Below are 14,190 nucleotides of genomic sequence, written 5' to 3'. Positions count from 1 at the left end.
GTCCCGACGCGGGCACGCGCGGGAGCACGAATCGTGCAAACACGCCGAGTCAATCGCCGACAGACGACGCGTGGTGAGGACGAAGCCGGCCCGTGGATGAACCTCCGGAGAACGTCCGGCGGCCCGGGCCCGATGCGACGGTGCCCGGGCCCGGCCGGGCCCGGGTCAGCGGGCGGCGGCGATCGTGGTGGGACGTTCGGCGTCCTCGGCGTGCTGTTCGGCGTCCTCGCCCGGGAGTTCGAGGCGGCTCAGGTGGTCCGGGGTGAGCGCGCGCAGGAAGTCGGCCGCGTCGAAGGCCTCGCCCGCGGCCAGGACGCCGGTCGTGGTGTGCCGTCCGGTCAGGAGCCGTTCGGCGGCCTCGACCACGAGGGGCGCGGTGACCGCGTAGATGTCGTTGCCGCCGGCCACCGCGCGGTGTTCCCGGTCGCCGGTGCGCACGACCACCTCGACGAGGAAGGTCTGCGCGGAGCGGCCGAGGGCATCGGCGGGGGACGGGGAGGGGTTGGGCGTGCTCGCGTCGTTGACGTCCCGCAGCGGGGCCAGGTTCATCACCGCGCGCACCTCGGGGGTGCGCAGGTGACGGGGGATGGTGACCTGATCGGCGGTGGCGAACTCGATGACCGCCAGGGCGCCCATCGGCGCGGGGAAGCGCCACTCGGACTGCTCCTCCGAGTACGAGAAGGGCTGCAGCCGGCCGCCGGTGAACACGAGATGCCGTCCCGCGTTGGTTCGGCCGGTGAGTCGGCTGCCCTCGGTGGGCAGCCAGCTGTCCAGGCCGAAGGCGATGGTGATCTCGTCCGCCGTCGACCGCTCGCCCATCGCGACCGTGGCCAACAGGTCGCCCAGCGCGCCGTAAAAGGCGAACGACGGCGCCAACACCAGCCCGGCGGCCCGGGCCTGCTCGCCCCGAGTGTCGAACAGCGCGGCCGTGGCGGCCTGTTCGGCGGCCACGTCGAGATAGTGCGCGCCCGCGCGGATCGCCGCGTCGGCTACCGGGAGGGTGGTCTTTGAGAACGGTCCCGCACAGTTGATCACGGCGGCGGCGCCGGCGAACGCCCGGTCCAGCGCGGCCGGATCGGCGACGTCGGCGACCCGGATCGACGCGTCCGGATAGCGCTCGCCGAGTTCCCGGAGCTTTTCCTCGTTCCGACCGGAGAAAATCACCGTCCGACCCCGGCGGTGCAATTCGGCGACCACGAAACGCGCGGTGTGTCCATAGGCCCCATAAACCACGACCGAACTTTCCCGGAGAGCGGCGTCGACGTTCGGCGTATTCGTGGCGATGGCGTTCATGATTTCGCTTTCCGGAATCGGGATCCGACCGGAACACCCGGTCGGGAGAAGCACATGTACACATCCTCTGCGCCCGCCGGGGGCGCAGCCAGTGTCGGGAACGACATGGTCCGTGCAATTCCGGACACGGCGAGCGCGGTGGTCGAGGGTGGGGCCCGGGTGGGGTGCACGGGGCGCCCCGAGGCTTCGCCGGCCGGCCCGGGATTTACCGGTGCTGATATACGGGCCGACCGACTGTGCCGATTATCGCGCGATATGGGCGGTTCCGTGATTGCGGACGGCGAGCGAATCGTGCCACGGAGTCATTGACCGACGAATTTCCGTTGTGTCAATGTCGTCACCAGGTACCCGCGACCCGCCCGTCGCGTCGTCCGCCCACCACGGGCGCCCGGCGGGTGGGTCGTCACACCCGGGCCGACCCGAGCGGCCGCGGGAGGAGCGCGCGCGGGGGGCTACGCGCGTGGAGACACATCCGTCCGACCGACGGCTCGACTCTCCGCGAGACACCCCGAGACCGTCGCGACACCACCGCGCTTGACTGGAGGGTTCCATGGAATTCCGGATTCTCGGCCCGCTCGAATCGGTCCACGGCGGCGCACCGGTGGACATCAAGGGCACCCGTCAGCGCACCGTGCTGGCCCTGCTCCTCCTGGAGGCCAACCACATCGTGCCCACCGACCGGCTCGTGGACGGCGTCTGGGACAAGGCGCCGCCGACCACCAGCCGAGGACAGATCCAGATCTGCATCTCCTCGCTGCGCCGGCAGCTCCCGGCCGCCGCGTTACCCGGACTGATCACCACCCGATCGCCCGGCTATCGACTACGCGTCGCCGACGGCCAACTCGACCTGCACGCCTTCGAGTCCGGCGTGGCCGCCGGCCGCCGCGCCGCGGCCGAGCGGCAACCCGAGCGCGCCATCCGCGAGTTCCGGGCCGCGCTCGACCTGTGGCACGGACCGGCGCTGGCCGGGATCGACAGCCGACTGGTCCGGCACGGCGTCGCGCACCTGGACGAACGCCGCCTGGTGGTGCACGAGGAGTGCCTGGAACTGGAGTTGGCCACCGGTGCGCCGCACGGGCCCGCCGGCGAACTGCTCGCGCTGGTCGCCGCGCATCCGCTGCGCGAGCGGCTGCGGGTGCTGCTGATGACCGCGCTGTACCGGGCCGGCCGGCAGGCCGAGGCGCTGGAGGAATACCGCAAGGCCCGGGAGATCCTGATCGAGGAACTGGGCATCGAGCCGGGCGAGGACCTGCGCCGGCTGCACCGGGCCATCCTGAGCGGCGACCCGGATCTGGTGCGACCCACGGCGCCGGCGATGATCGAACCGGTCGTGATCGCGCCGACCCGGGTACCGCGCCTGCTGCCCGCCGACTTCGCGGACTTCACCGGACGCGTGGACCTCGCCCGGGAGTTGACCCGGCCGCGCGACACCGCAGGGCCCGGCACGGCGGTACCGATCACCGTGGTCACCGGACGCTGCGGCGTGGGCAAGACCACCCTGGCCGTGCACGCCGCACACCGGCTGGCCCCGGACTTCCCCGACGGCCAACTCTTCGCGCACCTGACCTCGGCGGACGGCCCGGTGGACCCCCGCGACGTGCTCGGCCGCTTCCTGCGCGCGTTGGGCCTGAGCGGATCGGCCATCCCGGACGGCCTGGAGGAGCGCGCCGAGACCTATCGCGACCTGCTCGCCGGCCGCCGGGTGCTGGTGGTCCTGGACGACGCGACCGCGGAGAGCCAGGTCCTGCCGTTGTTGCCCGGCACCCCGGAGTGCCGGGTCCTGGTCACCTCCCGGCGCCGCTTCACCGGCCTGCCCGCCGCCGATCGGCTGGAGGTGCCCGCCTTCGACCCGGACGGCTCGGTCGAACTGCTCGCCCGGATCGCGGGCCGGCACCGGATCGCCGCCGAGCCGGCCGCGGCGGTCGCGCTGTGCGCCGCGTGCGAACACCTGCCGCTGGCGCTGCGGATCGTGGCCACCCGGCTGGCGGCCCGGCCGCACTGGAGCGTGTCGGACCTGGTCGCCCGGCTCGGCAACGGCTCCCGGCGACTGGACGAGCTGTGCTACGGCGAGGTGAGCGTGCGGGGGAGCATCGCGCCCACCTACGAGGGCCTGACTCCCGAGGCCCGGCGGCTCTTTCGGCTGCTCGCCCTGCTCCAGGCCCCCGGATTCGCCTCGTGGGTCGGCGCGCCGCTGCTGGGCACCGACCCGCTGCGGGCGCAGGACCCACTGGAGGAACTGGCCGAGTGCTACCTCCTCGACGTCGAGGTGAACGCCGGTACCGGCGTGGCCCGCTACCGCTTCCCCGAGCTGGTGTACACCTTCGCCCGGGAGCGGCTGGCCGCCGACGAACCGGCCGGCGTTCGTCGCGCCGCGCTGGAACGTACCCTGGGCGTACTGCTGTTCCTGCTCGGCGAGGCCAGGCGGCGACAGCGCGGGGCAGCGTCGAGCGGGCCGCACGTGGGCGGGCGGCAGCGGGTGTTCTCCGCCGAACTGGTCGAGCGGCTGCTGGCCGATCCGCTCGCCTGGTACGCGCAGGAGCGCCCGTGGATCCTGGCGGCCATCCGACAGGCCGCCGCCGCCGGGTTCCTGGAGCACGCGCGCGGACTCGCGATGAGCACGGTCACCCTGTCCGAGACCCGGACCCACCCGGACGCCGGGCACGCGGTGGTGGGGTTCGGCGACGAGTTCGTCGAGGCCGCCTCGGCGCCCGACGCGTCGACGCGCGCGCTACGGGCCCACCTGCGCCTGGCGGAGGCAGATGCCGGGGCCGGGGAGTTCCGCACGTTGCTCGACCCGGCCGATCCCGGGTACGGGCGCGGCGAGGAGCGGCAGGCGGGCGTGCTCGCGGTGGCCGCCCGCGCGCTCGCGGCGAACGTGGCGCGGCCGCGGGCCGGGTCCGTGCCGTCGCCGCCGGTCGGGGATCTGGTCGAACCGGGCCTGGATTCTGGTGCGTTCGGGTCCGGGACCGGGCCGGTGGGCGATGCCGGCGCGTGGGTTCGGGCGATGATCCCGCAGGCGCGTGCGCTGCGCGCGGAGGGTTGTCCGTCGGGCGGTCCCGGTGCTGCGACGGTGCGTGCGGAGTAGGCGGCTCGGTCGGAGCGGGCGGCGTGTACGGAGCAGGCGGATCGTTTTCGGCACGCGCCTTGTGTCCGAGTGGGCGGCCGGGCCCGGCCGTCGTCCGGTCGTACGCGCGAGCCCTGGCCGAGCCCGCCGTACTCCGGTCCGGACGACGACACGGGTCCGGCCGTCCACCCTTGCCGGTGCGCTTCCGGCCCCCACCCTCGCCCCGTCCCGCCCTCCCCTCGGGACGCGCGGTGACCCCGGAACGCTCCCGGTTCGACACGTGCATTCGGGTCCGGAGCCGGTTTTGGCCCCGGACACGCTCCCACTTGCGCACGTGTCGTGGATCCGAGGACGCCGCCTCGGACCCGGTCCGTCCGGGAACGTCTCCCCGGACCGGGCTGCTCGCCCTACCCGCCTCGCCGATCCGGTTGCCACGCGCGTATATCGGCGTCACGGTGCGAGCGGGCGCTCCCCCCTCGACACGCACGATATGCGGGCCGCCTTTCCTTTTCCTATCGGTGCATTTTCCGTTTCCTATCCTTGACGCCCTCGTATTCGCGTCCTTACGGTGCGAACGTTTGCCGACGAACACATCGCCACGGGGCTTCCGCCGAGGTATCGCACCGATGGGAAGGGCGTCACGATGGACCGCGACTCCGGGCAAGGGCGAGAAATTTCGAAGGCGTTGCGGGGGAACGAGAGGGGTCGTGGACGATGAACGGGGCGGGTGCGGCCGACGGGCGGATCGGGTCCGCCGCGGGCGGGTCCGGCGGTCGTGACGGTGGTGTCGCGGCCGGTTGGCGGGCGGCGGTGGCCGGGGTCTGGCGAGACGGGCTCGGGTGTGGTGCCGACGCGGGCGCGGAGGCCGGGGTTCCGGTTCGGGACGACGCGGACTTCTTCGCCGAGGGCGGCGATTCGGTTGCGGCCGTGGAGACCGCGATCGCGCTGCGGGAGTTGACCGGCTCAGAGGACCTGGCGCTCGACATCCTCTACGACCACCCGGAGTTCGGCCGGCTTCTCGCGGCGCTCGGCGACGGACATGTGGCCCCGGGGCAGGACGAGTTCCGCGAACTCACCCCGGCCGAGGAGCACCTGTGGGTGGCCGAGCAGCGGCACCCGGGAACGCCGGTCCACCACATCGACGCCCACTACCGGTTCGCCCGCTCGCCGAACGTGCCCCGGCTGATCGCCGCGCTGGACGAGGTGGCCGGACGGTATGCCGCGCTGCAGCGCGGATTCGCCGCCCCGGGACGGGCCTTCGAGGTGTCCGGGGTGTCGGTGCCGGTGCGGTGGGTGGATGCCCAGGGCGTGCCCGACACGGTGGTACGCACCCTGCTGGACGACGAGATCCGGACCCCGTTCGACCTCGCCCACCCACCCCTGCTGCGCGCCTTGGTGGTGGACCGGGGCGAGGTCGGCGCCGAACTCCTGCTCACCGCACACCACCTCGTCTGCGACACCGCCTCGCTGGCGCTGCTCGAAGGCGAGTTGCAGCGCCGGTACGCGGGAGCGCCGGACCCGGTCGCCCGGCCCAACCCGCTCGGACCGCCCCCGGCCCCGCTCGTCGCCGACCCGGCCGCCGCGCTCGCCTCCTGGCGGGCGACCCTGGCCGGGTGCCCGCGCGCCATCGCGCTGCCGCACGACCTGCCCCGGCCCGGGACACTCGACGTCGCGGGCGGCGTGCACCGCATGGTGGTCCCGGCCGCGACGAGCGCCGCGCTGCACGCGGTGGCCGCCGGCGAGCGGCTGAGCCCGTTCATGACCTGGGTGGCCGGCTACCTCGTCGGCCTCGCCGCGGTGACCGGCGAGCGCGACCTCGTGGTGGCCGTACCGGTATCCACCCGCCGACCCGAACAGCGGGACGAGGTCGGCACGTTCGTGGACACCCTGCCGCTGCGGCTGACCCTGACCCCGGGTCTGACCGCCCGTGCCCTGGCCCGACGGGTCCGCCGGGTGGTCACCGAGGCGCTGGCCCGGCGGCACGTACCCTTCCGGCGCATCGTCGCGGCGCTGCCGCCGGCGCACGGCGAGCAGTCGCGCGCCCCGCTCGCCCAGGTCGGGCTCACCTACCTCGACACCTCGGAGCGGGGACTGCGACTGGGCCGCTCGTGGGCCGGCCGCACGTCGATGCCGACCGGCGCCACGAAGTACGAACTGTTGTGGGCGCTGACCCGGCGGGGCGACCGTACGATCGCCGAACTGGAGTACCGGATCGGCCTGTTCAGCGAGCAGGCGGCGGCCGACCTGCATGCCCGGATGATGACCGCGATCGAGGCGGCCTTCGTCGATCCGGACGTGGAACTGCCGCTACCGGCCGGGGTGTTGCCGAGGCGCACCGCGCGGCGGCGCACGATGGGGGAGCGGGCCGCCCGAATCGAGGCGGTGCCGCCGCGGGCCGTGGACGCGATCGGGCTCGGGCCCGACGTCGAGGTCGGCAAGGCCCCGCGTGGAGAAACCTTCGGCCTGGTTGCCGGGTTCGTCGAGGCCCGACGCATGGCGAGCCCGATCGTCGAGGACGCGGAGTATGTGCCGGTGCACGAACTCGTGCGCCGACACGCGCGGGAACGCCCGGACGCGATCGCCCTCCGGCACCGCGAACGCGAGCTGACCTACCGCGAGTTGGACGAGCAGGCCGCCGAGGTGGCCGCCGGACTGCGGGCCGCCGGGCTGCGTCGTGGCGCGGTCGTCGCCGTCCCGATCGGTCGCGGCGCCGACCTGGTCATCGCGTGCCTGGGTGTGCTGCACGCGGGATGCGCCTACCTGCCGGTGGACGTACGGCAGCCGACCGCCCGCACCCGCGGCATCGTCCGGGCCACCGCCCAGGCGGCCCTGGTCGCCGACGAGACCACCGCGGCGCTCGTGGTCGACCTGGTACCGGTGTTGTGCCTGGAACTGCTCGCCGAGCGGCGCCGATCCGGGGCCCGGACAGCGCCCTCGGCGCCGCCGCCGCGCGTGCACGGGGACGACATCGCCTACGTGATGTCCACGTCCGGGTCCACCGGTACGCCCAAGGCGGTGATGGTGCCGCACCGGGCGATAAGCCGACTGGTCCCGCACGCCGAGTATCTGCGGATCGGCGTCGAGGACCGGGTCGCGCAGCTGTGCAACCCGGCGTTCGACGCGTCGACGTTCGAGATCTGGGGCGCGCTTTCCGGCGGCGCCACGCTGGTGATCGAGGACGCCGACGTGGTGCTCTCGCCGACCCGACTGCGGGCCTTCCTCGCCGAGCAGCGGATCACCGTGTTGTGGCTCACCACCACGCTGCTCAACCAGGTGATCGACGTCGCGCCCGACGCGCTCGGCCGGCTGCGGGTGTTGCTCGCCGGGGGCGAGCCGCACGATCCGCGCCGCCTGGAGAAGTTGTTCGCGGGCGGCCGGTCGCCGGCCAGGGTGGTGAACGGGTACGGGCCCACCGAGAACACCACGTTCAGCACCACCCACGACATCACGCCCGACAACCTCCGGGCCGGAGTGGTGCCCATCGGCAGGCCGTTCGGCGACGGCACGGCGTACGCGCTCGACCAGAGCGGGCTCCCGGTCGCGGCTGGTGAGGAGGGCGAACTGTACGTGGGCGGCGAGGGGTTGGCGCACGGCTACCTGAACGCCCCCGCGGCCACGGCCGCCGCGTTCGTACCGGACCCGTTCGACCCGCGCGGCGGGCGCCGGCTGTACCGCACCGGCGACCGGGTGCGGCAACTGCCTTGCGGGTCGTTCCAGTTCCTCGGGCGCCGGGACCACCAGGTCAAGGCCAAGGGCGTGCGGGTGGAACTGGGCGAGGTGGAGGCGGTGGTACGGCGCCAGCCGACGGTGGCCGACACGGTGGTGTTCGGCCGGCCCACGGACAACGGCACCGAGATCGTCGCGTGTGTCACCCCGGCTCCGGTCCCGGCCGTGATCGGCGCGGGCAGCGGCGGCGCGGCCCTGGGTGTGCCGGCGCTGGACGTGGCGGCGCTGGGCGAGCGGCTGCGGCTGGAGTTGCCGGAGTACATGCTGCCGACGCTCGTTCCGCTGGACCGGATCCCGATCGATGCCGAGGGCAAGGTCGACCGCGCCGCGCTGGAGGCGGCCGCGTGTCCGACGGCGGAGGTGTCGCGACGGGCGAACCACACCGCCGCGCAGGTCCTGGTGACCAACGACGGGAAGTGGTAGACCGCTTGTGGCCAGGTGTATGGGTACCTCTGCGTGTCTGCGTCCGTGCACCGCTGCACACGCCGGGTGGTCGGTGGTGCGCCTGCGGTGACCTCGGGCGATCCCCGGTCGGTGCGCCGACCCGGTGATGCCCCTGCGTCATCCGGATGACCAGGCGCAACCTGTTTATCGCCCGGGGGTTCGACCGTAGAGTGATGGCCGCCGCGGCGCGCCGGGCGGTTTATACCGTTCCACGCGCGTCGCGGTGAGTCGATCGTGCGCCATGTCGGACCCGCCGCCGCGGTGTTGTACAGCCGAGGCGGCACCCAGCCACGACACAGGAGGCCATCACCTTGGCACCGAAGATCGCCCGTCCCCTCCTCGCCCTCGTCGCGACTCCCGTGCTCGCCGCCCTCCTGGTGGGTGCCGGAACGCAGGGGGGCGCTGCCACGCCCGGTGCTCCCGGGGCGGGCGACCCGTACTTCCCCGACTCCGGGAACGGTGGAATCCACGTCGTCCACTACGGCCTCGACCTGGACTACACACCCACCACCAAAAACCTCGTGGCCACCGCCGACCTCACGGTCACCGCCACCCAAAAGCTCAGTTCGTTCAACCTCGACCTGTCCGGACTGACCGTGGACAGTGTGCGGATCGACGGCCGACGGGCCGCCTTCAGCCGCGCGGGCAACGAACTCACGGTCACCCCGTCCCGGGCGCTGGACAAGGGCCGCAGGTTCCACGTGGTCGTCACCTACTCGGGTGTACCGGCGCATGTGTACGACCCGGACGGCTCCCCCGACGGCTGGATCATCCAACCCGACGACTCGGTCTTCGTGGCCAGTGAACCCCAGGGCGCGATGACCTGGTTCCCCAGCAACAGCCATCCGAGCGACAAGTCCACCTACGACGTGGAGGTCACCGTCCCCGACGGCTGGACCGCGGTGTCCAACGGCCGGTTGCGCGACCGGCGCAGCCGCGACGGCAAGACCACGTTCGCGTGGCGCGAGTCGCAGCCGATGGCCGCCTACCTGGCGACGGCGAGCATCGGCCGGTTCCAGACCGAGCAGTACACCACCCGGAGCGGGCTGCCCGTATACAACGCGGTCGCCCCGAGCCAGGCCGCGGCGGCCAAGCCGGTACTCGACCAACTGCCCGCCGTGATCGAGTTCGAAAGCAGGCTTTTCGGCCGATACCCGTTCGACGCCGCGGGCTCGATCGTCCAGGACGCGCCCGACGTCGGCTACGCCCTGGAGACCCAGACCCGGCCGATCTACGACCGGGCGCCGCGGCTGGACACCCTGGTGCACGAGACGGCGCACCAGTGGTTCGGTGACTCGGTGACGCTGACGAAGTGGCAGGACATCTGGCTGAACGAGGGTTTCGCCACCTATGCCGAATGGCTGTGGGACGCCGAGCACGGCGGCCCGAGCACGGCGCAGAAGTTCGCCACCGACTACGCGCTGCCGGAGACCGACGCGCTGTGGTCCTTCCCGGCCGGCGACCCGGGCGACGGCGGGCACATCTTCGGCAAGCCGCCCTACGCGCGTGGTGCGATGGTGTTGGAGAAGCTGCGCCAGACCGTGGGCGACCGGGACTTCTTCACCATCCTCCGGGCCTGGGCGAGCGAACACCGGTACGGCCACGCCGACTCGGCCGCGTTCATCGCACTGAGCAAGCACATCTCCGGCAAGAACCTGGACGCCATGTTCGCGACATGGCTGTACGGCCGAGGCAAGCCGGCCACCCCGTAACACGATCGACGGCACGACCGAACATGCCCCGAGAGCCCCGGGTCGGATGCGACATCCGACCCGGGGCTCTCGGGACCCACCCCATGAACCGAGGAGAATCATGAAACATGCGAGGAACTCGACCCGCGGCGTACTGGCCGGCGTGCTGGTGGTGGCGGCGGTCGGCGCGACGGCACCCGCCGTCGCCGCCACCTCCGCAACGAAAGCCTGCGCGTGGACGCCGGCCATCCTGCCGATACCCGCGGGCGCGCTCGCCGGCGACGTGCGGGCGACCGACGGAAGCGGTGGCTACGCGGGCACGATTTCGTACGGCGCGAATTCCGCACAGGGCTCCCGGGCGACGTTGTGGAAGAACGGCAAGTTAACCGACTACGGACTCCTGAACGTTCCCGGATACCAGAAGTGGGTCGAGGTCCTCGGCGTCAACAAGGCCGGGACGGTGGTCGGAAGCGCCTTCCGAAACAGCGGACTCTCGAGCGCCGTCCGCTCGCGCGACGGTGGGCTGGAGCGCCTGCCCGAAGTGCCCGGTGCGTCCGCCTCGCGGGCGACGGGTATCAACGACCGCGGGGACATCGTCGGCGCGGCCGACGTCGGGACCGGAGCCTCGTCGTATTGGAAGCCGGTGATCTGGCCCGCCGACAAGCCCGGAACAGTGGTCAAACTCACCGGGTTGCCCGACAGCGAGGGTTTCGCGACCGGTATCGATCAGGACGGCACCGTGCTGATCGATGTGGACAAGGACTTCAGCCGGAGGCCCTACCTGTGGAAGGCGGGTCGAGCACATGCGGCGCGCCTCCCCGCCGGGGCCGTGGACGTGCTCACTCGTGGCATATCCAACGGCCGCTTCATCGGCCAGGTCACCTATGGTTCGGGCAACGGCGCGCCGAGCGTGTTGTGGGACCGCGACGGCGTGCCGCGCGCGGTGGCGCGGGCCGCGGATGTCACGGGCATCAACCGCGACGGGCGGATCGTCGGTCGTACCGATGATCCCGATTGGCACGAATTCGGCGTCTGGCGGTCGTCGGCGCTCGAATCCACGGTGAGCTACGCCCCCGACCGCGGGCTCGAATTCGCGGTCGCCGGTGACGACGGCACGATCGCCGGTCGGAGCTGGAAGATCCCCGGCGGCGCGGACGAGCCGACCGTCTGGACCTGCCGCTGACCGAACCGACCGCGTACGGCGGTGCCGATCCCGGACGCCGAGGCGGGCCCGTGGCGCGATTGCCACGGGCCCGTCCTCGGCGGTGGGGCGTCAGGGTTGGCGCGGCGGGCCGAACCAGGTGGTGAGGGCCTGGCGCAGGGCCGGGGTGTCCGGGTCGGCGTCCTGGTCGGCCCCCCAGGCGACGTGGCCGTCGGGGCGGATCAGCAGCGCGGCCGGGGCGGCGACCTCGCTGCCGGGCGGGACGGGCCAGTACTCGTCCCCGCTCCGGGCCTCGACCAGGTCGACCCGATCCGACCAGTCCCGAACCATCTCCGCCAACTCCGCGTTGCCCCGCAGATCGAGCAGGACCGGGCGGGCGGCGTGCAACAACTCGTGGATCCGGCCGAGGCCCTCGGACGTCTTGAGATCGGCGTCGGGGACCCGCCGGCCCACCAGCGCGTGGTCCCCGTCGATCGGGTACCGGATGTCCAGGGCCGTGAGCATGGCGCACAGATGCCGGTTGACGTCATCGAACACGATGAGCGACCCGAACACGTCGCGCAGCGCGTCCGTTTGCGGCCCCGGGCGGGTCAGGGCCGACTGCGCCCGGGTGTTGTGCAGCACCCGTTCCGCGACCGGGTGGCGTTCGTCGTGGTAGGTGTCCAACAGCTGCTCCGGCGCCCGGCCGAGCACCACCGAGGCGAGTTTCCAGCCGAGGTTGACCGCGTCCTGTACGCCCACGTTCAGTCCCTGCCCACCGGCGGGGAAGTGGATGTGCGCTGCGTCTCCCGCGAGCAGCACCCGGCCGACCCGGTAGCGGGCCGCCTGCCGCGCGGCGTCGCCGAACCGGGAGATCCACCGGGGGTTGCGCATGCCGTAGTCGGTGCCCGCGAGCCTGATCAGCGAGTCCCGGAGCTGCTCGAACGTCGCCGGTTCGTCGCGATCCGCGACCCGGTCGTACGCGGACGTGATCACCCGGTACCAGCCCGGCTCGAAGCCGATCACCGAGAACTCGCCGTCCGGGCGACGCCGTGCCCAGATGTACTCCTCGTCCAGATCGGGGAGTTCGACGTCGCCGATCAGCGCGGTCATGGTGGCCGGCGTGCCGGGGAAGTCGATGCCGGCCAGCTTGCGCACCGTGCTGCGCCCGCCGTCGCAGCCCACCAGCCAGCGGGCGCGCAGCGTTGCCGGTTCGTCGCCACCCAGCTCGACGGTCACCCCGGACTCGTCCTGACGCAGCCCGGTCACCTCGGCCGATCGCCGTACCCGCACGCCGAGTTCCGCCGCCCACTCCTCCAGCAGCCGCTCGATGGTGGACTGCGTGATCATCAGCGGGAGGGGGTGCCGGGACTCGGACTCGTCGAAGTCCAGCCAGATGCCGGAGAAGTGGCCCACCGACTGGAGTTCGCCGAGCGCCAGGAACCGGTCCAGCACTCCGCGCTGGTCCAGCACCTCCAGGGTGCGGGAGTGCATCCCGCCGGCGCGCGCCTCGCCCGTGCGGTCCGCGCGCCGCTCGACCACCGCCACGTCGACGCCCGCCAGCCGCAGTTCGCAGGCGAGCATCAAGCCCGTCGGCCCGGCGCCCGCGATCACCACGTCCGCGTCCATGCCGGTGTGTGCCACGTCGGTTCCCCCTGGTATCACTGCGTCTCCAACCGGTCAGAGCGGGTTCACGCGGTACATCGGGAAGTACGACCCGATCCGGGCGTTCGCGTAGTCGTCGGCCAACTCCGGGACCCGGTCGAAGTCGTAGATCACGTCGGACCCCTTCGGCGCGATCCAGCCCTCGGCCTCCTGGAAGTCACGGATGCCCGGCGAGTCCGGCAGGCGCCAGACGTGCGTGTTGATGAGGAGGTGCCGGCCGATGCTCTCCGCGCCACGCAGGTGCGACAGGCGCATCCCCGCCTTCCAGCCGCACGTGGTGACGACCCCCTCGCGGGCCAGCGCGGTCAGGGTGATGTCGTACAGGGGTTCGCCGATGTTGTCCACGAAGATCGCGACCCCGTGGCCGTCGCTGAGTTCGTTGACCAGCTCCAGGAACTCCCGGACCGACGTGCGCCGTCGCTGATGCCGCTCGCGGTCCGTGCGTTCCGCGCGGGTGGGCAGCGAGAGGGCGGGGAACCGGCGGCGATCCACCGGGGTGATGCCGTTCTCGCGCAGGAAGGCGATCCGATCGTCCGAGCCCGCCGTCATCGCCACCCGGAATCCGGCCCGCTTGGCCAGCATCAGTTCGGCGAATGCCACGCCGCCGCCCCAGCCGAAGACCAGATGGTTCGCGGGGTCGTCGTCGATCACCTGGGTGCGCCAACACCCGTACGCCTTCTGCCAGTTGTCCCACGCGGTGAAGTACCGCCCGTACGTGGTCCATTGCGGCAGCGAGTAGGCCGTGCCGTCCGGGATGGGCAGCAGCAGCCGGGCGTCCATCTTCGTGCGCTTGGCCAGCAGGCCGATGGTGTGGGGGCAGTCGTAGGCGTAGGCCAGTTCGGCGTAGCCGAAGCGGTCGAGCTTGCCGAACGGCATGAGCAGGCACAGGTCCCCTTCGCGGACCCGCACGTCCCGGCCGGCGGCGTTCACGTCGAGCACGCGCACCACGCCCAGGTTGCCCAGGACCACCGCGTCCTCGCCACGACTGCTGCACACGTCGATCGGTGAACGGGTCAGCGCGTGGTCCATGTTGGCCTCCCAGGAGCACAGGATCGGCTCCACCAGCGCCTCACCCTCCTCCAGCGGGCCGAAGGCGAACCGATCGCGTTGCAACGCGCTCCCGGGACTGCCGTCGTGCGCACCGGTCATCGCACCGGAGCGCAGGA

7 protein-coding genes are annotated in these 14,190 nt (G+C 72.5%); 4 read left to right on the top strand and 3 right to left on the bottom strand.

Annotated features, from left to right (window positions below; genetic code table 11):
• Positions 1–165: 165 nt before the first annotated feature.
• A complete protein-coding gene (locus ACFXKZ_RS08355) occupies positions 166–1,293 on the bottom strand; it encodes a saccharopine dehydrogenase family protein (protein ID WP_379997800.1) in 1,128 nt (375 codons plus the stop codon).
• A 550-nt stretch (positions 1,294–1,843) separates the two neighbouring features.
• Between ACFXKZ_RS08355 and ACFXKZ_RS08350 the strand changes: the two genes are divergently transcribed.
• The 4 genes from ACFXKZ_RS08350 (at position 1,844) to ACFXKZ_RS08335 (ending at position 11,401) form a co-directional block, all read left to right on the top strand.
• Positions 1,844–4,378, top strand: coding sequence for a BTAD domain-containing putative transcriptional regulator (locus ACFXKZ_RS08350; protein WP_379997798.1), 2,535 nt, complete (start codon positions 1,844–1,846; stop codon positions 4,376–4,378).
• Positions 4,379–5,071: 693 nt separating this feature from the next.
• Positions 5,072–8,506, top strand: a complete 3,435-nt coding sequence (locus ACFXKZ_RS08345; protein ID WP_379997796.1) for an amino acid adenylation domain-containing protein — start codon at positions 5,072–5,074, stop codon at positions 8,504–8,506.
• Positions 8,507–8,838: 332 nt separating this feature from the next.
• Positions 8,839–10,239: a M1 family metallopeptidase gene (locus ACFXKZ_RS08340; protein ID WP_379997794.1), complete on the top strand. Its 1,401-nt coding sequence runs from the start codon at positions 8,839–8,841 to the stop codon at positions 10,237–10,239.
• 100 nt (positions 10,240–10,339) lie between these two features.
• A complete protein-coding gene (locus ACFXKZ_RS08335; RefSeq protein ID WP_379997792.1) occupies positions 10,340–11,401 on the top strand; it encodes a hypothetical protein in 1,062 nt (353 codons plus the stop codon).
• Positions 11,402–11,491: 90 nt separating this feature from the next.
• On the opposite strand, the gene ACFXKZ_RS08330 is transcribed toward ACFXKZ_RS08335, so the two are convergent.
• Positions 11,492–13,003 (bottom strand): FAD-dependent monooxygenase, encoded by a 1,512-nt coding sequence (locus ACFXKZ_RS08330; protein WP_379997790.1) that lies wholly within the window; start codon positions 13,001–13,003, stop codon positions 11,492–11,494.
• Positions 13,004–13,039: 36 nt separating this feature from the next.
• Complete coding sequence (locus ACFXKZ_RS08325) at positions 13,040–14,173, bottom strand: zinc-binding dehydrogenase (protein ID WP_078978313.1); 1,134 nt, start codon at positions 14,171–14,173, stop codon at positions 13,040–13,042.
• Positions 14,174–14,190 lie beyond the last annotated feature (17 nt).

This window comes from Embleya sp. NPDC059237, from assembly GCF_042754105.1.
Taxonomy (GTDB): domain Bacteria; phylum Actinomycetota; class Actinomycetes; order Streptomycetales; family Streptomycetaceae; genus Embleya.
Note: the sequence above shows the minus strand (reverse complement) of the source record. Positions and strands in the feature narration are given on the sequence as shown.

Bases quoted from the DNA above. Each gene is read 5' to 3' on its own strand.
- ACFXKZ_RS08355 (WP_379997800.1), bottom strand. From the start codon at position 1,293: ATGAACGCCATCGCCACGAATACGCCGAACGTCGACGCCGCTCTCCGG.
- ACFXKZ_RS08350 (WP_379997798.1), top strand. From the start codon at position 1,844: ATGGAATTCCGGATTCTCGGCCCGCTCGAATCGGTCCACGGCGGCGCA.
- ACFXKZ_RS08345 (WP_379997796.1), top strand. From the start codon at position 5,072: ATGAACGGGGCGGGTGCGGCCGACGGGCGGATCGGGTCCGCCGCGGGC.
- ACFXKZ_RS08335 (WP_379997792.1), top strand. From the start codon at position 10,340: ATGAAACATGCGAGGAACTCGACCCGCGGCGTACTGGCCGGCGTGCTG.
- ACFXKZ_RS08325 (WP_078978313.1), bottom strand. From the start codon at position 14,173: ATGACCGGTGCGCACGACGGCAGTCCCGGGAGCGCGTTGCAACGCGAT.